Origin of the sequence: Nonomuraea sp. NPDC050478 (assembly GCF_044458265.1) — a bacterium.
Lineage (GTDB): Bacteria > Actinomycetota > Actinomycetes > Streptosporangiales > Streptosporangiaceae > Nonomuraea > Nonomuraea ferruginea.
The window spans coordinates 965,718-991,832 of record NZ_JBITHT010000002.1 but is presented as its reverse complement, the minus strand read 5'-3'; the positions used below and the strand labels follow the sequence as shown (position 1 = coordinate 991,832).

General features: G+C 72.0%; 32 protein-coding genes. 25 read left to right on the top strand and 7 right to left on the bottom strand.

Annotated elements, in window-relative coordinates:
* Positions 1–53: 53 nt before the first annotated feature.
* Positions 54–245, bottom strand: coding sequence for a hypothetical protein (locus tag ACIBF7_RS12625; RefSeq protein ID WP_397197125.1), 192 nt, complete (start codon positions 243–245; stop codon positions 54–56).
* 226 nt (positions 246–471) lie between these two features.
* Here ACIBF7_RS12625 and hisD point away from each other — a divergent pair, with 226 nt between their 5' ends.
* Genes hisD through hisF form a run of 9 tightly spaced genes read left to right on the top strand, consistent with a single transcriptional unit; the run spans position 472 to position 6,449 of the window.
* The gene (gene hisD / locus ACIBF7_RS12620) at positions 472–1,779 is read left to right on the top strand and encodes a histidinol dehydrogenase (protein ID WP_397197124.1); all 1,308 of its coding nucleotides are present in this window, start codon (positions 472–474) and stop codon (positions 1,777–1,779) included.
* Complete coding sequence (locus ACIBF7_RS12615) at positions 1,776–2,846, top strand: histidinol-phosphate transaminase (protein ID WP_148032645.1); 1,071 nt, start codon at positions 1,776–1,778, stop codon at positions 2,844–2,846. Before hisD ends, ACIBF7_RS12615 begins: the two co-directional genes overlap by 4 nt.
* Positions 2,843–3,436 (top strand): imidazoleglycerol-phosphate dehydratase HisB, encoded by a 594-nt coding sequence (gene hisB, locus ACIBF7_RS12610; protein ID WP_148032644.1) that lies wholly within the window; start codon positions 2,843–2,845, stop codon positions 3,434–3,436. The genes ACIBF7_RS12615 and hisB overlap by 4 nt, the downstream gene beginning before the upstream one ends.
* Entirely contained in the window at positions 3,433–3,588 is a 156-nt protein-coding gene (locus tag ACIBF7_RS12605; RefSeq protein WP_187281249.1) for a hypothetical protein, read from the top strand. The genes hisB and ACIBF7_RS12605 overlap by 4 nt, the downstream gene beginning before the upstream one ends.
* The gene (gene hisH / locus ACIBF7_RS12600) at positions 3,585–4,220 is read left to right on the top strand and encodes an imidazole glycerol phosphate synthase subunit HisH (RefSeq protein WP_187281248.1); all 636 of its coding nucleotides are present in this window, start codon (positions 3,585–3,587) and stop codon (positions 4,218–4,220) included. Before ACIBF7_RS12605 ends, hisH begins: the two co-directional genes overlap by 4 nt.
* Positions 4,213–4,542, top strand: a complete 330-nt coding sequence (locus ACIBF7_RS12595; RefSeq protein WP_148032642.1) for a hypothetical protein — start codon at positions 4,213–4,215, stop codon at positions 4,540–4,542. Before hisH ends, ACIBF7_RS12595 begins: the two co-directional genes overlap by 8 nt.
* On the top strand, positions 4,542–5,264 hold the full coding sequence (priA, locus tag ACIBF7_RS12590) for a bifunctional 1-(5-phosphoribosyl)-5-((5-phosphoribosylamino)methylideneamino)imidazole-4-carboxamide isomerase/phosphoribosylanthranilate isomerase PriA (protein ID WP_148032641.1): 723 nt from the start codon (positions 4,542–4,544) through the stop codon (positions 5,262–5,264). The genes ACIBF7_RS12595 and priA overlap by 1 nt, the downstream gene beginning before the upstream one ends.
* A 31-nt stretch (positions 5,265–5,295) precedes the next feature.
* A complete protein-coding gene (locus tag ACIBF7_RS12585; RefSeq protein ID WP_246639251.1) occupies positions 5,296–5,691 on the top strand; it encodes a Rid family hydrolase in 396 nt (131 codons plus the stop codon).
* Positions 5,688–6,449 carry an imidazole glycerol phosphate synthase subunit HisF gene (gene hisF, locus ACIBF7_RS12580; protein ID WP_148032640.1) on the top strand — a complete coding sequence of 254 codons (762 nt, stop codon included), beginning with the start codon at positions 5,688–5,690 and terminating at the stop codon, positions 6,447–6,449. The genes ACIBF7_RS12585 and hisF overlap by 4 nt, the downstream gene beginning before the upstream one ends.
* On the opposite strand, the gene ACIBF7_RS12575 is transcribed toward hisF, so the two are convergent.
* From ACIBF7_RS12575 to ACIBF7_RS12565, 3 genes are all read right to left on the bottom strand, one after another.
* Complete coding sequence (locus tag ACIBF7_RS12575; protein WP_397197123.1) at positions 6,446–7,807, bottom strand: glutamine synthetase family protein; 1,362 nt, start codon at positions 7,805–7,807, stop codon at positions 6,446–6,448. The genes hisF and ACIBF7_RS12575 overlap by 4 nt on opposite strands.
* Positions 7,808–7,868: 61 nt before the next feature.
* On the bottom strand, positions 7,869–8,030 hold the full coding sequence (locus ACIBF7_RS12570) for a hypothetical protein (protein ID WP_187281247.1): 162 nt from the start codon (positions 8,028–8,030) through the stop codon (positions 7,869–7,871).
* A 215-nt stretch (positions 8,031–8,245) separates the two neighbouring features.
* On the bottom strand, positions 8,246–8,887 hold the full coding sequence (locus tag ACIBF7_RS12565; protein WP_219543440.1) for a TIGR03085 family metal-binding protein: 642 nt from the start codon (positions 8,885–8,887) through the stop codon (positions 8,246–8,248).
* A 115-nt stretch (positions 8,888–9,002) separates the two neighbouring features.
* Here ACIBF7_RS12565 and ACIBF7_RS12560 point away from each other — a divergent pair, with 115 nt between their 5' ends.
* Together ACIBF7_RS12560 and ACIBF7_RS12555 are read left to right on the top strand one after the other, a co-directional pair.
* The gene (locus ACIBF7_RS12560) at positions 9,003–10,823 is read left to right on the top strand and encodes an ABC transporter ATP-binding protein (protein ID WP_397197257.1); all 1,821 of its coding nucleotides are present in this window, start codon (positions 9,003–9,005) and stop codon (positions 10,821–10,823) included.
* The gene (locus tag ACIBF7_RS12555; RefSeq protein WP_148032636.1) at positions 10,820–12,607 is read left to right on the top strand and encodes an ABC transporter ATP-binding protein; all 1,788 of its coding nucleotides are present in this window, start codon (positions 10,820–10,822) and stop codon (positions 12,605–12,607) included. Before ACIBF7_RS12560 ends, ACIBF7_RS12555 begins: the two co-directional genes overlap by 4 nt.
* Positions 12,608–12,612: 5 nt before the next feature.
* Here the strand turns inward: ACIBF7_RS12555 and ACIBF7_RS12550 are convergent, their stop codons facing one another.
* Together ACIBF7_RS12550 and ACIBF7_RS12545 are read right to left on the bottom strand one after the other, a co-directional pair.
* Positions 12,613–12,996 (bottom strand): ATP-binding protein, encoded by a 384-nt coding sequence (locus ACIBF7_RS12550; protein ID WP_148032635.1) that lies wholly within the window; start codon positions 12,994–12,996, stop codon positions 12,613–12,615.
* Complete coding sequence (locus ACIBF7_RS12545) at positions 12,989–13,816, bottom strand: MEDS domain-containing protein (protein WP_148032634.1); 828 nt, start codon at positions 13,814–13,816, stop codon at positions 12,989–12,991. Before ACIBF7_RS12545 ends, ACIBF7_RS12550 begins: the two co-directional genes overlap by 8 nt.
* A gap of 140 nt (positions 13,817–13,956) precedes the next feature.
* Between ACIBF7_RS12545 and ACIBF7_RS12540 the strand changes: the two genes are divergently transcribed.
* From ACIBF7_RS12540 to ACIBF7_RS12475, 14 genes are all read left to right on the top strand, one after another.
* Entirely contained in the window at positions 13,957–14,298 is a 342-nt protein-coding gene (locus ACIBF7_RS12540; protein ID WP_148032633.1) for an STAS domain-containing protein, read from the top strand.
* An 85-nt stretch (positions 14,299–14,383) separates the two neighbouring features.
* The gene (gene hisI, locus ACIBF7_RS12535) at positions 14,384–14,755 is read left to right on the top strand and encodes a phosphoribosyl-AMP cyclohydrolase (RefSeq protein ID WP_219543443.1); all 372 of its coding nucleotides are present in this window, start codon (positions 14,384–14,386) and stop codon (positions 14,753–14,755) included.
* Positions 14,756–15,334, top strand: a complete 579-nt coding sequence (locus tag ACIBF7_RS12530) for a Trp biosynthesis-associated membrane protein (RefSeq protein WP_271278721.1) — start codon at positions 14,756–14,758, stop codon at positions 15,332–15,334.
* Between the two features lie 227 nt (positions 15,335–15,561).
* Complete coding sequence (locus ACIBF7_RS12525; RefSeq protein ID WP_148032630.1) at positions 15,562–16,131, top strand: CD225/dispanin family protein; 570 nt, start codon at positions 15,562–15,564, stop codon at positions 16,129–16,131.
* Positions 16,132–16,137: 6 nt separating this feature from the next.
* Positions 16,138–16,569: a DUF2752 domain-containing protein gene (locus tag ACIBF7_RS12520; RefSeq protein ID WP_148032629.1), complete on the top strand. Its 432-nt coding sequence runs from the start codon at positions 16,138–16,140 to the stop codon at positions 16,567–16,569.
* Between the two features lie 125 nt (positions 16,570–16,694).
* Entirely contained in the window at positions 16,695–17,534 is an 840-nt protein-coding gene (gene trpC, locus ACIBF7_RS12515) for an indole-3-glycerol phosphate synthase TrpC (RefSeq protein WP_148032628.1), read from the top strand.
* Positions 17,535–17,554: 20 nt separating this feature from the next.
* Positions 17,555–18,778 carry a tryptophan synthase subunit beta gene (gene trpB / locus ACIBF7_RS12510; RefSeq protein WP_148034733.1) on the top strand — a complete coding sequence of 408 codons (1,224 nt, stop codon included), beginning with the start codon at positions 17,555–17,557 and terminating at the stop codon, positions 18,776–18,778.
* Between the two features lie 15 nt (positions 18,779–18,793).
* Positions 18,794–19,594, top strand: coding sequence for a tryptophan synthase subunit alpha (gene trpA / locus ACIBF7_RS12505; protein ID WP_148032627.1), 801 nt, complete (start codon positions 18,794–18,796; stop codon positions 19,592–19,594).
* A gap of 181 nt (positions 19,595–19,775) precedes the next feature.
* Positions 19,776–20,336, top strand: coding sequence for a DoxX family protein (locus tag ACIBF7_RS12500; protein WP_261808664.1), 561 nt, complete (start codon positions 19,776–19,778; stop codon positions 20,334–20,336).
* The gene (locus ACIBF7_RS12495) at positions 20,302–21,054 is read left to right on the top strand and encodes a thioredoxin domain-containing protein (RefSeq protein WP_148032626.1); all 753 of its coding nucleotides are present in this window, start codon (positions 20,302–20,304) and stop codon (positions 21,052–21,054) included. The genes ACIBF7_RS12500 and ACIBF7_RS12495 overlap by 35 nt, the downstream gene beginning before the upstream one ends.
* 26 nt (positions 21,055–21,080) lie before the next feature.
* Positions 21,081–22,100, top strand: a complete 1,020-nt coding sequence (gene lgt / locus ACIBF7_RS12490) for a prolipoprotein diacylglyceryl transferase (protein WP_148032625.1) — start codon at positions 21,081–21,083, stop codon at positions 22,098–22,100.
* Positions 22,097–22,801: a VIT1/CCC1 transporter family protein gene (locus ACIBF7_RS12485; protein ID WP_219543447.1), complete on the top strand. Its 705-nt coding sequence runs from the start codon at positions 22,097–22,099 to the stop codon at positions 22,799–22,801. The genes lgt and ACIBF7_RS12485 overlap by 4 nt, the downstream gene beginning before the upstream one ends.
* Positions 22,798–23,619 (top strand): hypothetical protein, encoded by an 822-nt coding sequence (locus ACIBF7_RS12480; protein ID WP_219543448.1) that lies wholly within the window; start codon positions 22,798–22,800, stop codon positions 23,617–23,619. The genes ACIBF7_RS12485 and ACIBF7_RS12480 overlap by 4 nt, the downstream gene beginning before the upstream one ends.
* 85 nt (positions 23,620–23,704) lie before the next feature.
* Complete coding sequence (locus ACIBF7_RS12475) at positions 23,705–24,298, top strand: hypothetical protein (RefSeq protein ID WP_148032622.1); 594 nt, start codon at positions 23,705–23,707, stop codon at positions 24,296–24,298.
* 98 nt (positions 24,299–24,396) lie between these two features.
* On the opposite strand, the gene ACIBF7_RS12470 is transcribed toward ACIBF7_RS12475, so the two are convergent.
* A complete protein-coding gene (locus ACIBF7_RS12470; protein ID WP_397197121.1) occupies positions 24,397–26,013 on the bottom strand; it encodes a bis-aminopropyl spermidine synthase family protein in 1,617 nt (538 codons plus the stop codon).
* Between the last annotated feature and the right edge of the window lie 102 nt (positions 26,014–26,115).

Sequence of the window (26,115 nt, the reverse complement as noted above, 5' to 3'; positions counted from 1 at the left end):
TGCCATACCCCGGCTGGGTCGTGGACGTAACCCGAAATAACCTGACAGTTCGGTCAAGCCGGGGCGTGGCCGTCCTCGACGAGCTGGCCCAGGTCGACCCCGTGCAGGGCGAGCTCGGTCACGCTGGCGCAGTATCCCTGCAGGTAGAGGCGGCCGCCGATGTCTTGTGAGATGCGGAGGAGCGGCCGGTCGTCGAGCACGATGGCCTCCACCACGATGCCGCCCGGGGCACGCCAGATCGCCATGCCAGGATCGTACAAAGGTGTAGGTAAAGCACAAGTAATGACAAAGTAGACATAAAGTCCGATGGCCGGAGGGAAAGGCTCGTCAAAGGGCGGGTGTGTCAGTTCCCTCGGATCATGGGGAGGCGTCAGCGCCGAGTTTTACCCGGCCGTCCCCCTCGGGCTCGCCCGGAGTGTCCGCATGCTGGACGGAAGCGGATTCAGGGGTTGGACTCCGTAGACTGTGGGGGTGATTTCCCGTATCGACATGCGCGGGTCCCTTCCTGCGGACCTGCGCGAAGTGCTGCCCCGCGCCGAGCTCGACGTCGAGGCCGCCCTGGAGAAGGTGCGGCCCATCTGCGAGGACGTACGCCATCGCGGGGCGGCAGCCGTACGGGAGCTGACCGCCAGGTTCGACGGTGTCGAGATCTCCACCACCCGGGTGCCCGCCGGGGCGATCGCCGGGGCGCTCGCCGGGCTCGACCCGAAGGTCAGGGCCGCGCTGGAGGAGTCCATCCGCCGCGCCAGGCTGGTCCACCGCGACCAGCGCCGCACCGAGGTCACCACCCAGGTGGTGCCCGGCGGCACCGTCACCGAGCGGTGGGTGCCGGTCGACCGCGTGGGCCTCTACGTGCCCGGCGGGCGCGCCGTCTACCCGTCGTCGGTGGTGATGAACGTCGTCCCGGCCCAGGAGGCCGGGGTGCCCTCGCTGGCGGTGACCAGCCCCGCCCAGCGGGAGTTCGGCGGCCTGCCGCACCCGTCGATCCTGGCCGCCTGCGCGCTGCTCGGCGTCGACGAGGTCTACTCCGCGGGCGGCGCCCAGGCCGTGGCCATGTTCGCCTACGGCACCGAGGAGTGCCCGCCCGCCACCATGGTCACCGGCCCCGGCAACATCTGGGTGGCCGCGGCCAAGCGGCTGCTCAAGGGCCGCATCGGCATCGACAGCGAGGCCGGCCCCACCGAGATCGCGATCCTGGCCGACGCCACCGCCGACCCGGTGCACGTCGCCGCCGACCTGATCAGCCAGGCCGAGCACGACGTCATCGCCGCCGCCGTCCTCGTCACCGACAGCGAGGAGCTGGCCGAGGGCGTGGAGAAGGAGCTGCCCGCCCAGGTGGCGGCCACCCGCCACAGCGAGCGCATCGCCGAGGCGCTGCGCGGCCGCCAGTCCGCGATCGTGCTGGTCGACGACCTCGACGCCGGCCTGAAGGTGGTCGACGCCTACGCCGCCGAGCACCTGGAGATCCAGACCGCCGACGCCGCCGCCGTGGCCGCCCGGGTACGCAACGCCGGCGCGGTCTTCGTCGGCCCGTACGCCCCGGTCTCGCTGGGCGACTACCTCGCGGGGTCCAACCACGTGCTGCCCACCGGCGGCTGCGCGTGCCACTCCGGCGGGCTGTCGGTGCAGACCTTCCTGCGCGGCATCCACGTCGTCGACTACACCCGTGAGGCCCTGGCCGAGGCGGCCGCCCACGTGTCGGTGCTGGCCGACGCCGAGGACCTGCCCGCCCACGGCGCCGCGATCCGCGCCCGCTTCGACTGGCAGGTGCCGTCATGAACCTGGACGACCTGCCCATCCGCGACGACCTGCGCGGCAAGAGCCCCTACGGGGCGCCGCAGATCGACGTCCCCGTGCGGCTCAACACCAACGAGAACCCGCATCCTCCGTCCGCCGAGCTGGTCGCCGACCTGGCCGAGGCGGTCGGCAGGGTCTCGGGCGAGCTCAACCGCTACCCCGACAGAGACGCCGTCGAGCTGCGCGCCGCGCTGGCCGCCTACCTGGGCCACGGCCTGACCACCGAGCAGGTGTGGGCGGCCAACGGCTCCAACGAGATCATCCAGCAGATCCTGCAGGCGTTCGGCGGCCATGGCCGCAGCGCGCTGGGATTCGAGCCGTCCTACTCGATGCACCCGATCATCACGACCGGCACCAGCACCGAGTGGATCCACGCCGCCCGCGAGGAGGACTTCTCGCTCGACCCGGGCAAGGTCGTGGCGGCGATCGGCGAGCACCGGCCCGACGTCGTGTTCGTGGCCTCGCCCAACAACCCGACGGGCACCGCCCAGCCGCTGGAGACGATCGAGGCGATCCTGGACGCGGCGCCCGGCATGGTCGTGGTCGACGAGGCCTACGCCGAGTTCGCCCGCGAGGGCACGCCGTCGGCGCTCACCCTGCTGCCGAGCCACCCCAGGCTGATCGTCACCCGCACCATGTCCAAGGCGTTCGCCATGGCCGGCACCCGGCTGGGCTACCTGGCCGCCCACCCCGCCGTGGTGGAGGCGCTGCTGCTGGTGCGGCTGCCGTACCATCTGTCGACGCTCACCCAGACGGCGGCGCTGGTGGCGCTGCGCCACCGCGCGGAGCTGCTGGGCACCGTCGACGCGCTGCGGCGGGAGCGTGACGCTACGGTTGACTGGCTGCGGTCCAAGGGGCTGGCGGTCGCCGACTCCGACGCCAACTTCGTGCTGTTCGGGCGTTTCCCCGACCGGCGCGCGGTGTGGGAAGGGCTGCTGGCGAGGGGCGTGCTCATCCGCGAGGTGGGCCCGCCCGAATGGCTGAGGGTGTCGATCGGCACCGGTGAGGAGATGGCGGCGTTCCGCGCCGCCATGGAGGGAGTTCTGTGAGTCGCGTAGGCCGCGTCGAGCGCACGACGAAGGAGACGTCCGTCCTGGTCGAGGTCAACCTCGACGGCACGGGCGCCGTGGACGTGTCCACCGGGGTCGGCTTCTTCGACCACATGCTGGCGCAGATCGGCAAGCACGGGCTGATCGACCTGACCGTCAAGACCGAGGGCGACCTGCACATCGACTCCCACCACACGATCGAGGACACCGCGCTCGCGCTGGGCGCCGCGCTCCGCGAGGCGCTGGGCGACAAGTCGGGCATCAGGCGGTTCGGTAGTGCGTCGTGCCCGCTCGACGAGGCGCTCGCCGAGGTCACCGTCGACCTGTCCGGCCGCCCCTACCTGGTCCACTCCGAGCCCGAGGGCATGGCCCCGATGATCGGCCCCGACTACGACACCACGATGACGCGCCACATCCTGGAGTCGATCGTCGCCCAGGCCGCCATCTGCCTGCACGTCCGCGTCCCGTACGGCCGCAACGCCCACCACATCGTGGAGGCGCAGTTCAAGGCGCTGGCCAGGGCGCTGCGCGCGGCGTCGGAGCGTGACCCGCGGTCGACCGGGGTGCCGAGCACCAAGGGCGTGCTATGACCGAAAACGCGATCGCCGTCATCATGGTGTTCCTCGGCCTGTTCCTCATCGGCGGCGTGGTCTCGCTGATCAAGCAGGGCATGAAGGTCGGGGCCGCCGTGTGCGGGCTGGGCGCGGCGATGGCACTGTTCGCGGGGGTGATGTGGTGGTGAGCAAGAACGTCGTGGTGCTCGACTACGGGTCCGGCAACCTCCGCTCGGCCGAGCGGGCGCTGGCCAGGGTCGGCGCCGATGTGACCGTCACCTCCGACTTCGACGCCGCGCTGGAGTGCGACGGACTGGTGGTGCCGGGCGTCGGCGCGTTCGCCGCCTGCATGGCCGGTCTCAAAGGCGTGCGCGGCGACCAGATCGTCGGCAGGCGGCTGGCCGGCGGCCGGCCGGTGCTGGGCATCTGCGTCGGCATGCAGATCCTGTTCGCCCGCGGCGTCGAGCACGGCGTGCAGACCGCCGGCTGCGACGAGTGGCCGGGCACGGTCGAGCGGCTCGACGCGCCGGTGCTGCCGCACATGGGCTGGAACACCGTCAAGGCGCCGGCGGGCAGCGTGCTGTTCGCCGGGATCGACCCCGCCACCCGCTTCTACTTCGTGCACTCCTACGGGGTGCGCGAGTGGGAGCTGCGCACCGGCGACGGCTTCGCCGAGCCGGTGGTCACCTGGGCCGAGCACGGCGTGCCGTTCGTGGCCGCGGTCGAGAACGGCCCGCTGATGGCCACCCAGTTCCACCCGGAGAAGTCCGGCGACGCCGGCGCCGCGCTGCTGAGCAACTGGCTCGGCACCCTTGAGTAAGGAGCGGGCGCGCCGCCGCGCCGAGCGCGAGGCCGCGCGGGCGCGGGCCATCCGCCTCAACGAGGAGCGCCAGGCCCGCCGCGCCCGTCGCAGGGCGGCGCTGGCCCGCCTGGTGCCGCGCCCGGTCCGGGTCGCGCGGCAGGGCGGGCTGCTGGCCCGCCGCCACCGCGCCCAGAACGCCGCGGTCGCGCTGGGCTTCCTCCTCGTGCAGGTGCTGGCCTGGCTGATGTGGGGCTCGCCGCTGGTGACCTTCGGCGTGTTCGTCTGCTCCCTGCTCCTGCTCCCCGTACTCGTCACACTCGCTTTCGACCGGAGGACCTGATGTCGCTCGTTTTGCTCCCCGCCGTGGACGTCGCGTACGGCGAGGCCGTACGCCTCGTCCAGGGTGAGGCCGGGACCGAGACCGGCTACGGCGAGCCGCTGGCCGCCGCGCTGGCCTGGCAGGAGGCGGGCGCGGAGTGGATCCATCTGGTCGACCTGGACGCGGCCTTCGGCCGCGGCTCCAACCGCGAGCTGATCACCGACCTGATCGGCCGGCTGGACGTGAACGTGGAGCTGTCGGGCGGCATCCGCGACGACGAGTCGCTGGCGGCGGCGCTGGCCACCGGCTGCCGCCGGGTCAACATCGGCACGGCCGCGCTGGAGAACCCCGAGTGGTGCCGCAAGATCATCGCCGAGCACGGCGACAAGATCGCGGTCGGCCTGGACGTGCGCGGCACCACGCTCGCCGCCCGCGGCTGGACCGAGGACGCCGGCGACCTGTGGGAGGTGTTCGACCGGCTGGAGGCCGACGGCTGCCCCCGCTACGTGGTCACCGACGTGACCAAGGACGGCACGCTCAAGGGCCCCAACCTCGACCTGCTGAAGCAGGTCTGCGCACGCACCGACAGGCCCGTCGTGGCCAGCGGCGGCATCTCCTCGCTCGACGACCTGTCCGCACTGGCTTCTCTCGTCCCCGACGGCGTGGAAGGTGCCATCGTGGGAAGGGCCCTGTACGCCCAGGCGTTCACGCTGGAGAGCGCACTGGCCACTGTCCGCAGTTAGATCCCTGTCGGGAGGGGGCGTGATGGGCACCATGAGCATGGACAGCATCGGCACGCGGGTGTTTTCGGGCGGCGTCTGGGAGGAGAAGTACGGATACGCGCGAGCGGTCATCGCCGGAGACCGGGTCATCGTGTCGGGCTGCACCTCCACCGTCGAGGGGGAGGTCCGCCACGTCGGCGACCCCTACCATCAGGCGCTCACCGCGATGGAGATCGCGCTGGAGGCCGTGGTGAAGGGCGGGCTGTCCCGCGAGGACGTCGTCATGGTGCGCTACTACGTGGTGGATCAGCGCCACTTCGACCAGGTGGGCAAGGCCATCGCGGAGGTGTTCGGCAAGGTCCGTCCGGCCTGCACCGGAGTGCGGGTGGCCGGCCTGGTCGACCCGAGGATGCTGGTAGAGATCGAGATAGAGGCACAACGAGCATGACCGTAGCCGTCAGAGTGATCCCCTGCCTGGACGTCGACGCCGGGCGGGTGGTCAAGGGCGTCAACTTCGAGAACCTGCGCGACGCGGGCGACCCGGTGGAGCTGGCCAGGCGCTATGACGAGGAGGGCGCCGACGAGCTGACCTTCCTCGACATCACCGCCTCGTCAGGTGAGCGCGACACCATGCTGGACGTCGTGCGCCGCACGGCCGAGCAGGTGTTCATCCCGCTCACCGTGGGCGGCGGGGTTCGGTCCGCCGACGACGTCGACCGGCTGCTGCGCGCGGGCGCCGACAAGGTGTCGCTCAACACCGCGGCGATCGCCAGGCCGGAGCTGCTCACCGAGGCGTCGCGCCGGTTCGGCGCGCAGTGCGTGGTGCTGTCGGTCGACGCCCGGCGGGCGCCGGGCACGCCGAGCGGCTTCGAGGTCACCACCCACGGCGGCCGCCGCGGCACCGGCATCGACGCGGTGGAGTGGGCGGCCAGGGGCGAGGAGCTGGGCGTGGGCGAGATCCTGCTCAACTCGATGGACGGCGACGGCACCCTCGACGGCTACGACCTGGAGATGATCCGCGCGGTCCGGGCCGTCGTGCGGGTGCCGGTGATCGCCAGCGGCGGGGCCGGGCGCCTGGAGGACTTCCCGCCCGCCGTGGCGGCCGGCGCCGACGCGGTGCTGGCCGCCAGCGTGTTCCACTTCGGCACGCTGAAGATCGCCGAGGTGAAGGACACCCTCCGGGCGGCCGGCCACCCGGTCCGCTAGAACACCCGCATGTGCTGGAAGCACTCGTAGGAGGCGTCCCGTCCGGCGAACGCGGCCGCCTCCGAGCGCTTGACCGCGAGGAAGGCGTCGCGCCGCAGCGGGCCCAGCGCCTCCGTCAGCGTCTCGTCCGCCTCCAGCGCGTCGAGTGCCTCGTCCAGGGAGGCGGGCAGGCGCGGGTAGAGGCCGGGGCGGGTGTCGGGGTCGACCGTGACCGGCTCGCCCGGGTCAAGCTTGCGGCGGATGCCGTCCATCCCCGCGTGGATGACCGCGCCGAGCGACAGGTAGGGGTTGGCGGAGGAGTCGGACGGCTTCAGCTCCAGGTTAGGCTCGCCGAGCTCGCCCAGCGGCGAGCAGACGCGGACCGCCGCCTCCCTGTTGTCGGGGCCGTAGACGGCGTACGCGCTCGACCACCTGCGGGGCGCCAGGCGGCGGAAGCTGTTGACGCTGCCGCAGGTGAGCGCGGTCAGCGCGGGCAGGTGGGCGAGGAGCCCGCCGATGAACCAGGCGCGCACGTCGCCGTCCTCGCCGAACACGTTCGTGCCGTCGCGCCACAGCGACAGGTGCAGATGGGCGCCGTTGCCCGCCTGGTCGGCCAGCGGTTTGGGGGCGAGTGACGCCCACATCGCCATGCGCATGGCGACCCCGCGCACGGTCTCGCGGTAGAGCACGTGGTTGTCGGCGGCGCGCAGGGCGGGCGCGTGGCGTACGGACAGCTCCTGCTGGCCGGGGCCGAGCTCGGGATGGCAGTGCTCGACCCGCAGCCCCTGGGTCTCCAGGGCGCGGATCAGCTTGATCGTGTAGTCGTGCGCGGTGTCGAAGCCGGTGCCCGCGTAGCAGAGGGAGTCGTCGAGCGGCACCAGGCGGTCGGGCCCGCCGGACGGATCGGGGAGCCGGCGGCCGAGCGTGAACTCCGGCTCGAAGGCCGCCAGCAGCAGGTAGCCCTCGGCCGCGAGTGAGGCCACCGCGTCCTTGAGGAAGGAGCGCGAGCAGGCCTCCCAGGGGGAGCCGTCGGGCAGGCGCAGGTCTGACAGCATCGCGGCCGCGCCGGGCGCGTGGGGGAGGGTGACGTAGGTGGAGGGGTCGGGAACGATGCGCACCTCGCCCACCGGACCCATGTGCTCGACGTCCTGCAACTGGTCGAGCATGTTCATCGCCATCATGGCCACCGTGTGCCCGATGCCGGACGTGAGCCGCTCCGCGAGACGCGACCGGGAGGCGGCCTTGCCGCGGACGACGCCGCCGTGGTCGACGTACAGAAAGCGGATCAGCTCCACGCCTTCGAGCTCCGCTCGCTCGAGGATGCGCCTGACCCCGGGGTCGGGCTGGTGGAGCGTGTTGGCGCCTGGACGATCTGTCATCCTGCCTGCGTAACACGTCTGGGCGGCGCGGGGAAGCATCTCCCGCAGACAGGACCGACTATCAGGTCAAGACATTGGTAAAGAAGACAGCCAACTGGTTGGCTCCGTTGATGATTCCGTCAAATACTCCGTTGACCGCGGCGGCGGCTTCGGCCGGCCGGGTGAACAGGTAGAAGACCACGAACGCCACCAACACGTACGTGAGTACCTTCTTGACCTGCATGGGGGGCCTCCTGCAGTCCGTTCCCAGCCGTATATACCCGGATCTGGGCGATCACCTTGCATCTTCTGTGAAGATGTTCATGATCCTAACCGGGGGGCTTGTCTCTGGCCCATGGTACGGCCTGCCGGCGCCGCGGGAGCGGCTTCCGCGCAAGGGTTTTCCGGCGTCGCAGGTGAGGGTGTGCCGTGACCCTCGTCACCATGCCCCGCCCCTGGTCAGACGCCCAGCCGGGCGCTCCTCAGCCGCTCGATCGCGTCGGCGTCGCCGCTCAGCTCGGCCCGGGAATGCGCCTGGCGGCCGAAGCAGAAAAGCAACAGTTCGCTCGCCGTTCCGCTCACCTCGACCTTGGGACCCTGCTGGGCGCCGCCCAGGACCACGGACCTGGCCCCGCCGCCGCCCCGGCGGTGGAGCACCACGCCGACGGGGGCGCGGCGCAGCATCATCTTCGCCATGGCCGACAGCCGCTTCCAGATCAGGTCCTCGAAGTCGGCGGGCAGCTCGCGCGGCTCCCAGCCCGGCTGGGCGCGCCGCACGTCCTCGTGGTGGACGAAGAACTCCATGGTGTTGACCGCCGTGTCGAGGAACGGCAGCAGCCCGTACACGCCGCCGGGCTTGCGCACCAGGGCGACCAGCGCGGGGAACGGGTGCTTGGCCTTCAGCCCGCGCTGCACCGAAGCCGTGTGGCCGGCCAGCGCGCGCACCGCGATGCCCGGCATCGCGTCGGGCCGGCGCTCGCGCAGCGCCAGGTGCGCGGCCAGGTCGTAGGTGTCCCAGCCCTCACAGAGGGTCGGCTCTCCGGGGCCGAGCTGGTCGAGCAGGTCGCAGAGTGCGGCGCGTTCGCTACGGGCGTGAGTCACATCGTCAACCCTACCTGTGGGAATAACGGGGCGATCAGACGTGATAGTGACTTACGTAGAAACGTCGGGTGTGAAAGGAATTTTCCGAGTGGCGAACAAGGTCACCTCGGCCGTCATGCGTCAAGGGCTTCGCGTCCTTGGGGTGGCCATTCGCACCGAGAAGGTGGTGTTCACCTTCGCCGTGCTGGCGAGCGCCGTCTACGGCGGGATGACCGTCGCCTCGGCCTGGGCGCTCGGCTGGGCGACCCAGAACGTCGTGCTCGCCGCGTTCGACCGGGGGGAGGTCACCACCGGCGCGCTCTGGACCGGCGTGCTGCTCATCATGGGGACCGCCCTGCTCAAGGCCCTGGGCGTGGCCGGGCGGCGCATCCTGGCCGGGCTGATGCAGTATCGCATGCAGGCCCGCTCCCGCCGCGACGTCACCAAGCAGTATCTGCGCCTGCCGTTGTCCTGGCACCACCGCCACCCCACCGGCCAGCTGCTGTCGAACGCCAGCTCCGACGCCGAGGCCGCGTGGGCGCCGCTGGCGCCGCTGCCGATGGCCGTCGGCGTCGTCGTCATGCTGTTCACCGCGGCGATCGGCATCCTGTTCACCGACCTCATGCTCGCCCTGGTCGGTTTCTTCATCTTCCCGGCCATCGCGCTGCTGAACCTCGTCTACCAGCGCCGGCTCAGCCCTCTCGTGACCCGCGCCCAGCAGCTCCGGGCCGAGGTGAGCGAGATCGCCCACGAGAGCTTCGATGGCGCGCTCGTCGTCAAGACGCTCGGCAGGGAGGAGCTGGAGACCGACCGGTTCCGCCGTCGCGCCCACGAGCTGCGCGACGCCAACATCGCCGTCGGCAAGGTGCGCGGCCTGTTCGACCCCTTGCTGGAGGCGCTGCCGACGCTCGGCGTGCTCGCCGTCCTGGCCGTCGGCGCGCTGCGGCTGTCCACCGGCTCGATCGACTCCGGGCAGCTCGTCCAGGTCGCCTACCTGTTCACGCTGCTGTCGTTCCCGATCAGGGCGCTCGGCTGGGTGCTGGCCGAGCTGCCGCGCAGCGTCGTCGGCTGGGGCCGGGTGCAGGCCGTGCTGGACGCCGAGGGCTCCATGACCTACGGCGAGACCGCGTCCCGGCCCGACGGCCCCGCGTCCCTGGAGGTCAAGGACGTCTCCTACGCCTACGGCGACACCGAGGTGCTGCACGAGGTCAGCTTCGACGTGCCCGCCGGGCGCACCGTCGCCCTGGTCGGGCCCACCGGCTCCGGCAAGTCCACGCTGGTGCAGCTCCTGGTCCGCCTCGTGGACCCCGCCTCGGGCCAGGTCCGGCTCGACGGCGTGGACCTGCGCGACCTGCCCTACGGCGGCATCGCCGAGTCGGTGGCGCTGGTGCCGCAGCAGACGTTCCTCTTCGACGACACCGTACGCGGCAACATCGCGCTCGGCCTGCCCGTCGACGACGAGCGGGTGTGGCGGGCGCTGCGCCTGGCGCAGGCCGACGGCTTCGTCGCCGGGCTCGGCGACGGCCTCGGCACCCACGTCGGCGAGCGCGGCACCACCCTGTCCGGCGGCCAGCGTCAGCGCCTCGCGCTGGCCAGGGCGGTCGTCCGCGAGCCCCGCCTGCTCATACTCGACGACGCCACGTCCAGCGTCGACCCGCAGGTCGAAGCCAGGATCCTGTACGGGCTGCGAGACCGGTCGCAGGCGTCGACCGTCGTGGTCGTCGCCTACCGGATGGCCACGATCGCGCTCGCCGACGAGGTCGTCTTCCTCGACCGGGGCCGGGTCGCCGACCGCGGCACCCACGCGGAACTGCTGGACCGCTGCCCCGGCTACCGCGACCTGGTGACCGCCTACGAGCGCGAGGAGCTGGAACGGGCCACGCTCGACACAGACACGGACACAAACACGGACACCGACCGGCGGCCCGGTCTCGAAGAGGAAGAGATCAGCGCATGACCGTCGAAAGCGGGCGCATCGGCGCCGGTGCCGAGAGATCCGCCTGGGGCGTGGTCCGGCAAGGACTGTCGCTGACCCCCGAGTTCCGCAAGGGCCTGGGGGTCACGCTGGTGCTGGCCGTGATCGCGACCAGCGGCAAGATCATCGTTCCGCTGGCCGTGCAGCAGACCATCGACACCGGGATCGCCACCGGCCATCCGGATCTGCCGTACATCACCCGGATGGTCGCGGTGTGCGCCATGGCGGTGCTGCTGACCGCGGCGGCCGCGTACCTGATGAACGTCCGCCTCTACAAGGCGACCGAGTCGTCGCTGGCCACGCTGCGGGTGCGCGGCTTCCGGCACGTGCACGACCTGTCCGTGCTCACCCAGAACACCGAGCGGCGCGGCGCCCTGGTCTCGCGCGTCACCAACGACATCGACCAGATCAGCACGTTCATGCAGTGGGGCGGGCTGATGATCATCATGGCCTTCGGGCAGCTGATCATCGCCTCCGTGCTGATGTTCGTCTACTCCTGGCAGCTCACGCTGCTGGTGTGGGCCTGCTTCGTGCCGTTGATGATCGCGTTGCCGCGCTTCCAGCGCTGGCTGTCGGCCGCCTACACCCGGGTGCGCGAGCGCACCGGCGACATGCTGGCCGCGGTCAGCGAGTCCGTCGTGGGCGCCGCCGTGATCCGCGCCTACGCCACCGAGCGGCGCACCGCCGAGCGCATCGACCAGGCCGTGGACGCCAACAAGGCCGCCCAGGTCAAGGCGCAGACCATCGTCGGGTTCGTGTTCCCGCTGACGGAGATCGTGGCGGCCCTGGCCATCGCCGGGATCGTGCTGCTCGGCGTGCGGCTCGGCCTGTCGGGTGACATCACCGCCGGACAGCTGGTCGCCTTCCTGTTCCTCATCACGCTGTTCGTGGCGCCGATGCAGACCGCCACGGAAGTGCTCAACGAGGCGCAGAACGCCATCGCGGGCTGGCGGCGGGTGCTCGGTGTCATCGACACGCCCGCCGACGTGGCCGACCCCGGCGACGACGGCACCGCGCCGCCGCGCGGCCCCATCTCCGTCGCCTTCGAGGACGTCACCTTCGCCTATCCCGGCGGCCCGCCCGTGCTGCGCGAGGTCACCGTGGACATCCCGCCCCGCTCACGCCTCGCCGTCGTCGGTGAGACCGGTTCGGGCAAGACCACCTTCGCCAAGCTGCTCACCCGTCTCATGGACCCGGTCTCGGGCCGCGTCCTCGTCGACGGGCACGACCTGCGCGGCGTCCGCTTCTCCTCGCTGCGTGAGCGCATCGTCATGGTGCCGCAGGACGGCTTCCTGTTCGACGGCACGCTCCAGGAGAACATCCTGTACGGCAAGCCGTCGGCCACCCGTGAGGAGATCACGCTCGCCCTCACCGAGCTGGGCCTGGCCGACTGGCTGGAAGGCCTGCCCGCCGGCCTCGACACCCCGGTCGGCCAGCGCGGCGAGTCGCTGTCGGCGGGCGAGCGCCAGCTCGTCGCGCTGGCCCGCGCCTACCTGGCCGACCCCGACCTGCTGCTGCTCGACGAGGCGACCTCGGCCGTCGACCCGGCCACCGAGGTGCGGCTGGCCCGGGCCCTGGAAGGCGTCACCCGCGGACGCACCGCCGTCACCATCGCGCACCGCCTGTCCACCGCCGAGAACGCCGACGAGGTCCTCGTCTTCGACGGCGGCCGGCTCGTCCAGCGCGGCCCGCACGCGGAGCTGGTCGGCGAGCCGGGCGTGTACGCCGACCTGCACGCCTCCTGGATCTCCGCCGCCCGCTCCTGACCGGCTCACGACGCCGCGAAGGTCACCGTCGTACCGCCGGGACCCGAGACGATCGTGAGCTGCTCGCACAGGAGCCGCGTGAGCCACAGGCCGCGCCCGCCCGCCTCGAACGCGGCGGGCGGGGGCGAGGCGGTGGACCAGCCCGGCGGCAGGCCGGGGCCGTCGTCGGCGACCTCGCACCACAGCCGCCCGTGCTGCCACCACAGGCGCAGCCGCCCGCCGCCCCCGCCGTGCAGGACCGCGTTCGTGGTCACCTCGTTGACCGCCACCACGAAGTCCTCCAGCCGCCGGCCCGCCAGCCCCTCCTGGGCGGCGCGGGCCGTGACCATCTTGCGCAGCAGCGTGATCCGGCCGCGCGCGAAAGTCTGCGAGAGTATCTGCCTACACATCACCGGCCGGGCGCACGCCGAGGGCGTCGCCCGCCTTCAGCAGGCGCAGCAGCCGCGCCAGCGGGCTGCCGCACGCCACCACCGTCCGCCCCGGCCTCCTGGCCAGGGCCATCGCCACCAGCAGCTGCGCCGAGCCCGCGTCGATGAAGTCCAGCTCCGTGGCGTCGATCACGACCTCGTCCCGCTCGGCCCGCAGCGGCGCCAGGATCGAGGCGAACGCCTGGCGGTTCGTCAGGTCGACGTCGCCCCGCAGCCGCAGCCCCGGCGGCGACGACGTGGCGGCGTACCGCAGCAGCGCCTGCTCCGGCGAGATCGGGTGCACGCCCGTCACCCTGTCGAGCGCCTCACACGGGAACAGCGCCCGGTCGTACTGGCAGACGGCCGCCAGCCCGCACCGCCCGAACAGCGCGTTCACCGCCGACTCGGACGCCACCTGCCCCGGCGGGTCGTGCACTCCCCACGAGGCGTCGACCAGCGCGTACAGCCCTCGGTAGCCCTGGGCGAGAGCCCGCTCCCCGGCGGCCTCCAGCCGGTCGAGCGCCCGGCAGGGATCCGGCCGGCCGCCGGTCAGACGCGTGCCGGCGATCTCGATCCGCCCGGCCGACTCCGCCTCGCGGAACCCCGGCACCAGCGGCGTCAGCCACGCCCGCGTGCGGTCGGGGGAGTCGGCGTGCGTGATGATCAGCACCTTGGTGCGGCGGCGCAGCCCGTTGAGCGTGAACAGCCGGGTCGCGGCCCGCCGCTCCCGGTCGCCGAGGAACGGCAGGCATACGTGGTCGCCCAGGTCGGGGTCGAGGGCGGAGCCGGTGACACGGACCACGATGCGCTCCCTATCGGCGTGGTCTCGAAGATACCGGTCGGAGCGATATCACGCAGTGCGTTCTCCGTAAAACAGTCAGTGACGGACCAAGGAAAGGTGTAGCTTCGACGCGGGCCGCCTTGTCACAGGGCGTGAGGAGCATGGCGTTGGAACTGCTGCAGATGACTCGCCGGAAACACGGCGAGCGGACCGTGGTCAGCCTGGCCGGCGAGGTCGACGCGGACAACGTGTCGGAGGTGCGCACGTGCCTCGCCGAGGCGGTGCGGGCGCACGGCCCGCGCCTGGTCGTCGACCTCAGCAGGCTGACCTTCATCGACACCACCGGCCTGGGCGTGCTGGTGCGCCAGCTCGCCGCCCTGCGCGAACGCGACGGCACCATGGCGCTGGTCGCACCGGACGGCCAGGTCCTGCGCCGGCTCCGCCGCACCAACCTGGCCCCGCTCTTCCCCATCTACGACACCCTCTCCCAGGCCCTCGACTGACTTCGCGCGCGTCCTGGAGCTCACGGGGAGGGCGCACGGCACGGGGGAGTGCGGGAGCGCGCCGCGGGGCTGGTTGAATGGCGGCATGCCGCTTGATCCCGAGATCGCCGCGAGACTGAAGCGCGACGGCGACGGGCTGGTGCCCGCGATCGTCCAGCAGCACGACACCGGTGAGGTGCTCATGCTCGCCTGGATGGACGACGAGGCGCTGCATCGCACGCTCACCACCGGCAGGGCCACGTACTGGTCCCGCAGCCGCCAGGAATACTGGGTCAAGGGCGACACGTCCGGTCATGTCCAGTACGTGCGAGAGGTCGCGCTCGACTGCGACGGCGACACCTTGCTGGTCCGGGTCGACCAGGTCGGCGCGGCCTGCCACACCGGCGACCGCACCTGCTTCGACGCCGACCGGCTGCAGGCCGTCCAGGGCGCCGCCGCCGCGCCCGCGGAGCGGTAGATGGGCTCCGGGCAGGGCGCGGGCCGGCGGGAGCTGTGGCTGTGGGTGGCGCTCACGGCCGCGGGCTGCCTCCTGGTGCTGCTCGCCGCGGGCCGCCCCTGGGTGGACGGCGTACGGGCGAGCGGCGAGCTGACGGTCCCCACCGGCGGTGACCTGAGCCCGGTGCTGACCCCGCTCGCCCTGGCGGGGCTGGCCGGGGTCGTCGCCGTGCTGGCCACCAAGGGCGCCGGACGGCGCGTCGTCGGCGCCCTGCTGGCGCTGTGCGGCATCGGCGCGGCGGCCGCGGCGTGGGGCGCCACCGGCCGGGCCGGGATCGAGACCTGGCTGCGCGGGCACAACGTGCTCAGCGCGGCGGGCCCGCTGGAGTGGGACGTCGTGACAGCGTGGCCCGCCGCCGCCGGGCTGGGCGCGCTGCTGATGCTGGCCGGCGGGGTCCTCGCCGTCATCCGCGGCGGCAGGTGGGCCGGCATGTCCGACCGGTACGAGCGAGCGGCCGACCGCCCCCGGCCCCAGGCCGACGGTGACAGGGCCCTGTGGGACGCGCTCGACCGCGGGGACGACCCCACCGAATCGCGCTGAGTTCGTTCACGTACGGATGTCTCTCCGGGCCTGTCCGCCCAGGCCGCCGGCGGCATGATGGTGACGCTGCCCGGTCCCGCCGCGACCGCGTCGGCCGGTTACTGAAGTTTTGCAGGCGGATTACAAGTTGTCCGCAAGCTGAACGTTATTGCATGTCGCCCATGGTTTGTCGCTAGGCTGCCGCGCGCACCTCACCACGAACTAACGATATGAGGAGTTAAAGGGACATGAGTTACGGAAACCAGGGCGACGGCGGATATGGCGCCCAGCCGCCCGGTGGCGGTTACGGTCAGCAGCCCCCGAGCGGTGGCGGCTACGGTCAGCAGCCGCCCAGCGGCGGTGGTTACGGTCAGCAGCCGCCCAGCGGTGGCGGCTACGGCCAGCAGCCCCCGAGCGGCGGTGGCTACGGTCAGCAGCCCCCGAGCGGTGGCGGTTACGGCGGTTACGGCGAGCAGCCGCCGAGCGGCGGCGGCTACGGCGGTCCGCCTCCCGGCTACGGCCAGCAGCCCGGCGGATACGGCACCCCGCCGGACAACCACCTGGTCGCCGCCATCCTGACGACCCTGTTCTGCTGCCTGCCCCTGGGCATCGTCTCGATCGTCAAGTCGACGCAGGTCAACCAGAAGTGGCAGATCGGCGACATGCAGGGTGCCATGGCCGCGTCCGAGGAGGCCAAGACCTGGTGGAAGCGGTCGCTGATCGCGGGCATCGCGATGTACGCCCTCATCATCGTGGGCTACATCGTCTTCTTCATGATCATCGCCGCGAGCGTCACGACCACCTATGGCACGTACTAAATAACCATGACCGACGCGAACCTCGATCGGCGCGGCGCTGACCGGCTCAAGGCAGTGCTCGCGCCGCTCGGTGTGGCCGCGGCCGCCGGCGCCGTCTTCGCGGTCGTCGGCACGATCGACCCCAACCAGCCGGGCAACTACCCGACCTGCCCCTTCCTGTGGGCGACGGGCCTCTACTGCCCCGGGTGCGGCACGCTGCGCACCATCCACGCACTCGCCCATCTCGACCCGGTGACGGCGCTCGGCCTGAACCCGCTGGCCCTGGCGATGGTCCCCTTCCTGCTGTTCTGGTGGGGACGGTGGATGGTGAACGCGTGGCGCGGCAGACCGCGGCGCACCACGCTCGCCCACCCCGCTTACCTGTGGGCGTTCCTGGCAATGGTGATTCTTTATTGGGTCGTCCGCAATCTCCCATTCGGGGTGTTCCTGGCTCCCTAGTCAACCCCCCTGTGGCGAGCCGACCTCGCCGGGGCCGATACCATCGCAGAGTACGGGGCCGGGAGCGGACGCCTTGCGAACTACCGGTCTCCACCCCCACTGCCGACCGGAGGGACCCTAAGCGCGTGAGTGAGCGGACGGAAGGACCTAGTGTCCTCGACGACATCCTCGACGGGGTGCGTGCCGATCTCGCCGCACGCCAGCAGACCGTGTCACTCGGCGAGCTCAAGCAGCGCGCCGAGCGGGCGCCGGCCCCCCGCGACGCGCTCGCCGCGCTGGGCGGCGACCGGGTCTCGGTGATCGCCGAGGTGAAGCGTTCCAGCCCGTCCAAGGGTGCGCTGGCCGCGATCGCCGACCCGGCGGCGCTGGCGGCCGACTACGAGGCGGGCGGCGCCCACGTGATCAGCGTGCTGACCGAGCGGCACAAGTTCGGCGGCAGCCTCGACGACCTGGCCGCCGTGCGCGCCCGGGTCGACATCCCCATCCTGCGCAAGGACTTCATCCTCACCTCCTACCAGCTCTGGGAGGCCCGGGCCCACGGCGCCGACCTGGCGCTGCTCATGGTCGTCTGCCTGGAGCAGGAGGCGCTGGTGTCGCTGATCGAGCGCGCCGAGTCCATCGGGCTCACCCCGCTCGTCGAGGTCCACACCGAGGAGGAGCTCGACCGGGCCGTCTCGGCGGGCGCCCGCGTCATCGGGGTCAACGCCCGCAATCTCAAAACTCTCGAAGTCGACCGCGACGTCTTCAGCAAGTTGGGGCCGAAGATCCCCGATAATGTCATCAAGATCGCAGAGTCGGGTGTGCGGGGCCCGCACGACCTGCTCGCCTACGCCAGATGGGGCGCCGACGCGGTGCTGGTGGGAGAGAGCCTGGTCACCGGCAAGGACCCGCGCAAGGCCGTGGAGGCGCTGGTGACCGCAGGCGCCCACCCGGCGACACGCCCGGATCACGGAGCAGAGGGATAGCAGTGGCAAACGAAGGCACGATCCTTACCGCCGCCGATCTCGCCGGCAACGGCGTCCACGGCGACGATCCCGATGTGCACGGCAAGTTCGGCATCTTCGGCGGCCGGTTCGTGCCCGAGGCGCTCATCCCGGCGCTCGACGAGGTCGCCCGCACCTACGCCGAGGCGCGCGCCGACGCGCGGTTCCTGCGCGAGTTCGACCACCTGCTGCGCACGTACGCGGGCCGGCCCACCACGCTCACCGACGTGCGGCGCTTCAGCGAGCAGGCCGGCGGCGCGCGGGTCATACTCAAGCGCGAGGACCTCACCCACACCGGCGCCCACAAGATCAACAACGTTCTGGGCCAGGCCCTGCTCACCAAGCGCCTCGGCAAGAAGCGCGTCATCGCCGAGACCGGAGCGGGCCAGCACGGCGTGGCCACCGCCACCGCCGCCGCGCTCCTCGGCCTCGAGTGCGTGATCTACATGGGCGCGGTCGACTGCGAGCGCCAGGCGCTCAACGTCGCCAGGATGAAGCTGCTCGGCGCCACCGTCGTCCCGGTCCACAACGGCTCCAAGACGCTCAAGGACGCCATCAACGAGGCGTTCCGCGACTGGGTCACCAACGTCGACACCACCCACTACCTGTTCGGCACCGTCGCGGGCCCGCACCCGTTCCCGGAGATCGTGCGCGACTTCGCCCGCATCATCGGTGTCGAGGCCCGCCGCCAGATGCTGGAGCTGACCGGCGCGCTGCCGACCGCGGTGTGCGCCGCCGTCGGCGGCGGCAGCAACGCCATCGGCATCTTCCACGCCTTCGTCGGCGACGAGGGCGTCCAGCTCCACGGCTACGAGGCCGCGGGCCGGGGTCTCGACAGCGGCGAGCACGCCCTGACCCTCACCGCCGGCACGGTCGGCGTGCTCCACGGCTCGCGCACCTACGTGCTGCAGGACGAGGAGGGGCAGACGATCGAGTCCCACTCGATCTCGGCCGGCCTCGACTATCCGGGCGTGGGCCCCGAGCACGCCTGGCTCAAGGACAGCGGCCGGGCCACCTACCACGGCGTCACCGACGACGCGGCCATGGCGGCGTTCTCGCTGCTGGCCAGGACCGAGGGCATCATCCCGGCCATCGAGTCCTCCCACGCGCTCGCGGGCGCGCTGGAGCTCGGCCGGGAGCTGGGCCCCGAGGCGACCATCCTGGTCAACCTCTCGGGGCGCGGCGACAAGGACATGGGCACGGCCATGAAGTACTTCAACCTCTGACGACCAGGACCACCAATGACGACTCTTCAGACGGTGTTCGCCAAGGCCAAGGCGGACAACAGGGCCGCCCTCGTCGCCTACCTGCCCGCGGGCTTCCCGACCAAGGACGGCGCCGTCGCCGCCGCCGCGGCCCTGGTCGAGGCCGGCTGCGACGTCATCGAGATCGGCCTGCCCTACTCCGACCCGCTGATGGACGGTCCGACCATCCAGGACGCGGTGCACCGCGCCCTGGTCAACGGCACCCGCATCGCCGACGTCCTGCGCACCGTCGAGGGCGTGGCGGCCACCGGCGCGGCCACGCTCGTGATGACGTACTGGAACCCGATCGACCGCTACGGCGCCGACCGGTTCGCCCGCGACCTGGCCAACGCCGGCGGCGTCGGCACCATCACGCCCGACCTGACCCCCGAGGAGTCGGGGCCGTGGCGCGAGGCGTCCGCCGACGCAGGCATCGACACCGTGTTCCTGGTCGCGCCCAGCTCGACCGACGAGCGCATCGCGGCGGTCGCCGCCTGCTGCACCGGGTTCGTCTACGCCGCCTCGCTCATGGGCGTCACGGGCGCCAGGGAGTCGGTCAACGTCGCCGCCGAGGGCCTCGTGGAGCGCACCCGCGCCCACACCGACCTGCCCGTGTGCGTCGGCCTCGGCGTCGGCACCGGCGCGCAGGCGGCCGAGGTCGCCCGCTACGCCGACGGCGTCATCGTCGGCTCCGCCTTCATCCGCCGCCTCCTGGACGCGCCCGACGAGGCCGCGGGCCGCGCCTCGATCCAGAAGCTGGCCCGTGACATGGCCGAGGGAGTCCGCGCCCGCGGCTGACCCGGCCCGCGAGCCCCCCGGGAGCTCCCGGGGGGCTTCACCTTGTCACGCGCCTTGTCACGCGCCTTGTCCCGTGCGACCTGCGGCAATCGGCGCTTAGCCGAGTCTTATCGGCAGCGTGATCAGATAGATCCAAGGTACTGTGCGCTTTCCCGGTACACAGCGGAAGAGGAGATGGCCCGTGAACGCGTCGGAGGCGTCACGCAACGCCAGATCAGCGATACCCTGGGTGACGACCGCCGCCCGGCTGGTCCTCGGCGGGGTGCTGATCGTGGCCGGTGGGCTCAAGATAGGCAACCCGTCCGAGTCGGTCGTGGCGGTCAGAGCGTACGAGCTGCTGCCCGACGCGGTGGCCACGACGGTCGGCTACGGCCTGCCGATCGTGGAGATCGTGGTCGGCGTGCTGCTGATCATCGGGCTCATGACCAGGGTGGCCGCCGTGGTCGCCGCGCTGCTCATGCTGGCCTTCGTCTTCGGCATAGCCTGGGCGTGGGCCCACGGGCTGCGCATCGACTGCGGCTGCTTCGGCGGCGGCGGTCAGCTCGGGGCCGGGCAGGAGCCGACGTACCTCATCGACATCCTGCGCGACTTCGGCTTCGTGCTGCTGGGCGTCTGGATCGTGCGATTCCCGCCCGGGCGCGTCGCGCTCGACCGGCCGCTGGGCCTGGCGGGGCTGGAGCATCCGATCGGAGAAGAGGAGAACGGCGATGGGCAAGGGCGACCGGGCGAAGTCGGCGCGTGAGAAGATCGAGCAGCAGCGCGCAGCCGACCGCGTGCGGGAGCGGCGCAAGAAGCTCGTCACCTACGTGACGGCCGGCGTGGTCGCGCTGGCCGCCGTCGGCGCCGGGTGGTGGTACGCGGCCAGCAGGTCGCAGTCCGAGCAGGCCGGCGAGGCGCTGGCGCCGATCACCGTGAACGCCGAGGGCGCCGTGGTGATGGCCAAGGAGGGCGTGACCCAGCCGGTGATCGACATCTACGAGGACTTCCAGTGTCCCGCCTGCCGCGAGCTGGAGCGGGTCAGCGGCGCCACGTTCAAGAACCTCGCCGCCGAGGGCCTGGCCAAGGTCGTCTACCACCCGATCACGATCTTCTCCCAGGAGCCGACCAAGTCCAACTCGGTGCGGGCCGGGGCCGCCTCCCGCTGCGTGCCCGACGGCCCGCAGTGGATGGCCTTCCACGACACGCTCTTCGAGCACCAGCCCAGCGAGGTCGGTGAGGGCTTCAAGCTCGACGAGATGGTCGAGTGGGGCAAGGACGCCGGCATCACCGACCCCGCCTTCGAGACCTGCGTCACGTCCCAGACCTACGCCAAGGCCCAGCTCGACTACAGCAAGAAGATCGGCGACGAGCAGAAGATCCAGGGCACCCCGACGGTGAAGCTCAACGGCACCGAGCTCGACAGCAGTGTCGCGTTCTCGCCTCAGGAGCTGCGCGAAACCGTCACCGAGGCCGCCAAGTAGCGCGGCGTCCGCTACCCTCACCTGACATGCTCCTAGCCTCGATTCCCAGCCCCTCCCAGGGGGTCTGGTATCTCGGAATCATCCCGATCAGGGCCTACGCGCTCTGCATCGTGCTCGGCGTGGTCGTCGCCGTCTGGCTGGGCGAGCGCCGCTGGCGCGCTCGCGGCGGCGAGAAGGGCACGATCATCGACATCGCCGTGCCGGCGGTGATCTTCGGCCTGATCGGCGGCCGCCTCTACCACGTCATCACCGACTGGCAGACCTACTTCGGCAGCCGCGCGATCAAGGAGCCCATCCAGGCCCTGTTCATCTGGGAGGGCGGGCTCGGCATCTGGGGCGCGGTCGCGCTGGGCGCCGTCGGCGTCTGGCTGGCGTGCCGCCGGCGCGGCCTGTCGCTGAGCGCCGTCGCCGACACGGTCGCGCCAGGCATCGCCTTCGCCCAGGCGATCGGCCGCTGGGGCAACTGGTTCAACCAGGAGCTGTACGGCTCGCCGACGACGCTGCCGTGGGGCCTGGAGATCGACATGCAGCACGGCGGCGAGCCAGGCGTGCTCTACCACCCGACGTTCCTGTACGAGTCGCTGTGGAACGTCGCGCTCGGCTTCGCCCTGATCTACGCGGGCAAGCGGTTCTCGCTGCGCCACGGGCGGCTGTTCGCCCTCTACGTCGCCGGTTACACGCTGGGCAGGTTCTGGATCGAAGGGCTGCGCATCGACCCGGTCGGCGGCGTCGACCACGCCGTCGAGTTCCTCGGCCTGCGCATCAACCAGTTCACCGCCATCGCGCTGTTCGTCGGCGCCCTCGTCTACTTCTGGGTGACCAGGAACAAGACCTCCGAGGAGGTCGTCGTCGCGCGGCCGGACGCCACTGCGGACGCCACTGCCGACTCCACTGCGGACGCCACTGCGGACGACGACGCCGATCCGGCGCACCGGCCCGATCAGGCCGACCCCGACGACGACCCCGCCACCGAGGAGGCCTCCGGCGCGGACCGGGCTCCCGGACAGGACTCCGAAGCCGTACCCGAGGAGAAGAACAGCCGATGAGCGAGCGCGCGGAGGCTCACCACCAGCACCGCGACGTCGCCGGAGGCTGGCTGCGGCCGTCCGTGTTCGGCGCCATGGACGGCCTGGTGTCCAACTTCGCGCTCATCGCCGGGGTCGCGGGCGGCACCGGCGACCCCGGGATCATCGCGCTCGCGGGCGTCGCCGGGCTGGCGGCGGGCGCGTTCTCCATGGCGGGCGGCGAGTACGTCTCGGTCGCCAGCCAGCGGGAGCTGGCCCTGCGGGAGATCAAGGTGGAGGCGCGCGAGCTCGCCCACCACCCCGACGAGGAGCTGGAGGAGCTGGCCCGGTCCTTCACCGACCGGGGCGTCGATCCCGCGCTCGCCGCCGAGGTGGCCAGGCAGCTCTCCCGCGACCCCGAGCAGGCGCTGGAGCTCCACACCCGCAACGAGCTGGGCATGACTCCCCGTGACCTGCCCAAGCCCAAGGTGGCGGCCGTCTCGTCGTTCCTGTCGTTCGGGCTGGGAGCAGCCCTGCCGCTGCTGCCCTACCTGTTCGGCGCCGTGGAGCTGTGGGTGTCGGCGGTGGTGTCGTGCCTGGCCCTGTTCGGCGCGGGCGCGATCGTGTCCGCTGTGACGGCCCGCAGCTGGTGGTACTCCGGGTTGCGGCAGCTCGTCGTCGGCAGCGTCGCCGCCGCGCTGACGTTCGCCCTCGGCCACGCGATCGAAGGCGCGACGCTGTGACCGGCCCGCAGCGCAGCCGCAGGCGCCGCCGGACCCGGCCGCCCCGGTCCGACTGGCAGTTCCCGCTCCTCACCGACTGGGGGGTCCGGCCCGAGCGGCAGAAGCTCCTCGTCATCGTCACCTCGTCGATCGCCGTCCTCGCCGCGGCGGTCGCGCTCGTCGTCGTGGTGGCCTCACTCGGCTCCTACACGCCCGAGAGCCGGACCGGCGCCGCCATCGCGCAGACGAGCTCCGCGCTGCCGCAGACCTTCCACGGGTGGGCCTCGCCCAAGCTGTTCGAGCCGATCTCCGACCGCGCCGAGGACGCCAAGCCGCTCACCGCGAAGGAGGTCTTCGCCCAGAAGACGCTCACCGGGGAGAAGAAGCTCAGGCTCCGGCTGGTCGCCAGCAAGATCGAGGCCGACTGCTCGGCCGCCCTGTGGGGGGAGGCGCTGATCGAGCAGGTGTCCGCCGCCGAGTGCAGCCAGGCCGCCCGCGGCCTCTACACCAGCGCCGACGGCCGCTACGTCGGCCAGTACACCCTGCTCAACCTGCGCGACGGGCAGGCGGCGGCCGAGCTGGTCGAGTCGCTCAAGACCCTCTACCGGGGAGGCTGGACGCTCCCCCTGGAGAGCGCCAAGGCCGCCTTCCCCGGCAGCGGCTACACCGAGGCGGGCGGCTACGCCCTCGGCCACTACGTCGGGCTGGTGTGGATCGGCCGGGCCGACGGCGCCGAGCCCACGGCCAAGGACGACTACGTGTCGCTGGCCCTGACCCTGCGCGGCGCCGAGAAGCCCGTCTACCAGCGCGTCGTGGCGATCACCGGGCCGGGGTCCTGATGGTGTACGCTCCCACGCGCTCGTCCGGTTACCGAGGAGGCCGCTCGTCCGCAGCGGCAGGTTGTTGGCGTCACAGGGGGACTAGATGCCGGTCCGACTCGTCATCGCGCTGGTGTCGGCCGCGCTCGCCGTCGTCGCGGCGGGCGCGTGGCTGTGGCTGGGACGGGACGCGCCCCGGCCCGCCGCGCTGCGCACCCAGCCCACGTCCGCCCTGTACGCGCTCGTCGACACCCGCCAGGCCGACACCCGTCCGCTGACGGCGGCCGAGGTCTTCACCGGCGCCACGCAGACCCTCGGAGCGCTGCGGCGCGAGGCCGTCGAGGAGCTCGACGACTGCGCGGACGCGCTGTGGGGGGTCGAGGCCGACGGGTGCACGCAGGCGCTGCGTGCCACGTACCGGGGGGAGGGGATGGCGGGGCAGTTCGTCATCTTCAACCTCCCGGACGGGCGGGCCGCCGACGCGCTGGTGTCCGCCCTGCGCACGGACGGGTTCGTCCGGCAGGCGCTCCCGTTCGACCCGGCCCGCAGCCGCGCCGAGGTCCGCGCGCTGGGGCACTACGTGACGGTCAGCTGGGCGGGTGTCCTGGAGGGCGCCGCGGAGGGCGATCTGGTGCAGCCTCTGATCGCCCTCGACGGGCTGAGCGCCGTCGTCCAGTCGCGCGTCCTCGACGCCACGTGAGCGGGGTTTCTCTCGACCTGTGCGTGACCGGCCGTAGTGCGTGAAAAGCTTCAAACCTCTTTGGGAACCCCCTCGGGTGAGGCGCCGTCATGCGTGCCTTACGGCCCGCTGTTCCCGCCGTGGGGATTCGAAACGCCGCTGTTCCCGTCGTCGGGGAGGGAGCGGAGGGTGGCGTCGATGGCTGAGGGGAGGGTGGTGAGGCGGTGGAGTGGGGCGTCCAGGGGGGTGAGGTCGCCGGCCCAGGGGGCCGCCTCGCGGATCAGGGCGCGGGCCTCGTTCTTGGTGAGGGTGACGTCGTGGGCGGCGGCTACCGCGATGAGGGCCTCGCGCCAGGTGTTGGCCAGTTTGGCGTGGCCGCTGTCGAGGATGCGGCGGAGGATCTGGGCCTGCGGGGTCTCGGGGCGGGGGCGGCGGGTCGCGGTGAGCATGGCGCCGGACTCGGTGAAGCTGTAGACGGGGTCCAGCGCTGAGGGGATGTCGAAGGGGCCCGCCAGGTGGACCTCGACGTGCGGGGCGCGGGTGGCCAGCAGGAAGCGGGGGAGGGCGGCCTCCAGGCCCGGGGGGACGGCGATCGCGACCCTCTCCACCGAGGCCGCGTACGGTTTGCCCAGCCAGGTCGCCAGCTTGACCCGGGGCTGGGGGAGGGCGGCGGGCCAGTCGCCGACCAGCAGGTCGGCCTCGCCGGCGGACGAGAGGCGGGTGGCGGACTCGGCCATGCTCGCGGGGGTCGGGCGGGGCTCCGCTTGGCCCGGGGCGGACTCGACCGATTGGGGGCCGTGGGTGTAGATGGCGGTGGTGAGCTGGGAGAGGCGGGAGCGCACGGCGGGGGCGGTCTTGGTGGTGGGGCGCAGGATGTAGAGGTCGGCGGCGGAGCCGATCGCCTCTGCCCCGAAATATCTGTTGAAATCTGGGTAAATCGCTTCAAACGCCACGTTCAACGCCGACAGGGCGTTCTGCACCTTCAGCGCCAGCGCCGGGGTCCGCTCGCTCGCCCCGTACGCCAGCAGGACGCGCCCGTTCTCCGTCAGGCCCTCCAGCGCGCGGGCCACGAACAGGCCGACGCCCTCCGGGGTGTACGGGGGGTCGGTGACGGCCAGGTCGTGGTCGCGGGCCGACGCGGGCAGGCCCAGCCGCAGGTCGGCCCAGCGGGTATGGATCCCCAGCCGCTGCTCGTCGATGTAGGCCAGGATGCGGTCGTCGACGTCCACCACGGTCACGTCGGTCTCCGGGTGCACCAGCTTGACCGCGACCGAGGTCAGGTCATGGTCGCCGACACACAGCAGTCGCCCGCCCGGGAGCCAGAAACGGGCCCCGAGCAGCAGCGCCCGGCGCAGGACCGTCTCGGGCGTGGCCGGCACGTGGTCGAGCGCGTGGCGGGGCCGCGGCGCCTTGGCCACCAGCTCGCGCAGCCGCTCCAGCGCGGGCTCGTAGTGCGCGACCAGGTGCTGGACCGGGTCCTCCGGAGGCGGCGCGAGCGCCAGCAGGTCCTGGAAGTCCTGCCAGTGCGCCGGCGGCAGCCGGAACCGGTCTCCCTCCCGCTCCGTCCGCAGCTCGCGCAGCAGCTCCTCGACGGTGCGCCGGGACGTCGCCGTCTCCCTGACCAGGTCGGCCAGTGACCACCAGCGGCCGTCGCAGAGCAGGGTCAGCGCGTGCCTGAGCCGCCTGCTGTCCACCCCTGCCGCGCCGAGCAGGCGCTCCACCCCGTCACGCTCCATACGGCCACCCTATCGATCCGCCGCGCCAAGATCCGAGCCGCTGACCTCGGATAAGTGCGACATGTTTCGTAAAACGGACGCGATGGGCACCATTCCGGCAGC

Bases quoted from the DNA above. Each gene is read 5' to 3' on its own strand.
- ACIBF7_RS12625 (WP_397197125.1), bottom strand. From the start codon at position 245: ATGGCGATCTGGCGTGCCCCGGGCGGCATCGTGGTGGAGGCCATCGTG.
- ACIBF7_RS12615 (WP_148032645.1), top strand. From the start codon at position 1,776: ATGAACCTGGACGACCTGCCCATCCGCGACGACCTGCGCGGCAAGAGC.
- ACIBF7_RS12605 (WP_187281249.1), top strand. From the start codon at position 3,433: ATGACCGAAAACGCGATCGCCGTCATCATGGTGTTCCTCGGCCTGTTC.
- priA (WP_148032641.1), top strand. From the start codon at position 4,542: ATGTCGCTCGTTTTGCTCCCCGCCGTGGACGTCGCGTACGGCGAGGCC.
- ACIBF7_RS12585 (WP_246639251.1), top strand. From the start codon at position 5,296: ATGAGCATGGACAGCATCGGCACGCGGGTGTTTTCGGGCGGCGTCTGG.
- hisF (WP_148032640.1), top strand. From the start codon at position 5,688: ATGACCGTAGCCGTCAGAGTGATCCCCTGCCTGGACGTCGACGCCGGG.
- ACIBF7_RS12575 (WP_397197123.1), bottom strand. From the start codon at position 7,807: ATGACAGATCGTCCAGGCGCCAACACGCTCCACCAGCCCGACCCCGGG.
- ACIBF7_RS12570 (WP_187281247.1), bottom strand. From the start codon at position 8,030: ATGCAGGTCAAGAAGGTACTCACGTACGTGTTGGTGGCGTTCGTGGTC.
- ACIBF7_RS12560 (WP_397197257.1), top strand. From the start codon at position 9,003: ATGCGTCAAGGGCTTCGCGTCCTTGGGGTGGCCATTCGCACCGAGAAG.
- ACIBF7_RS12555 (WP_148032636.1), top strand. From the start codon at position 10,820: ATGACCGTCGAAAGCGGGCGCATCGGCGCCGGTGCCGAGAGATCCGCC.
- ACIBF7_RS12550 (WP_148032635.1), bottom strand. From the start codon at position 12,996: ATGTGTAGGCAGATACTCTCGCAGACTTTCGCGCGCGGCCGGATCACG.
- ACIBF7_RS12540 (WP_148032633.1), top strand. From the start codon at position 13,957: ATGGCGTTGGAACTGCTGCAGATGACTCGCCGGAAACACGGCGAGCGG.
- hisI (WP_219543443.1), top strand. From the start codon at position 14,384: ATGCCGCTTGATCCCGAGATCGCCGCGAGACTGAAGCGCGACGGCGAC.
- ACIBF7_RS12530 (WP_271278721.1), top strand. From the start codon at position 14,756: ATGGGCTCCGGGCAGGGCGCGGGCCGGCGGGAGCTGTGGCTGTGGGTG.
- ACIBF7_RS12525 (WP_148032630.1), top strand. From the start codon at position 15,562: ATGAGTTACGGAAACCAGGGCGACGGCGGATATGGCGCCCAGCCGCCC.
- ACIBF7_RS12520 (WP_148032629.1), top strand. From the start codon at position 16,138: ATGACCGACGCGAACCTCGATCGGCGCGGCGCTGACCGGCTCAAGGCA.
- trpA (WP_148032627.1), top strand. From the start codon at position 18,794: ATGACGACTCTTCAGACGGTGTTCGCCAAGGCCAAGGCGGACAACAGG.
- ACIBF7_RS12495 (WP_148032626.1), top strand. From the start codon at position 20,302: ATGGGCAAGGGCGACCGGGCGAAGTCGGCGCGTGAGAAGATCGAGCAG.
- lgt (WP_148032625.1), top strand. From the start codon at position 21,081: ATGCTCCTAGCCTCGATTCCCAGCCCCTCCCAGGGGGTCTGGTATCTC.
- ACIBF7_RS12485 (WP_219543447.1), top strand. From the start codon at position 22,097: ATGAGCGAGCGCGCGGAGGCTCACCACCAGCACCGCGACGTCGCCGGA.
- ACIBF7_RS12475 (WP_148032622.1), top strand. From the start codon at position 23,705: ATGCCGGTCCGACTCGTCATCGCGCTGGTGTCGGCCGCGCTCGCCGTC.
- ACIBF7_RS12470 (WP_397197121.1), bottom strand. From the start codon at position 26,013: ATGGAGCGTGACGGGGTGGAGCGCCTGCTCGGCGCGGCAGGGGTGGAC.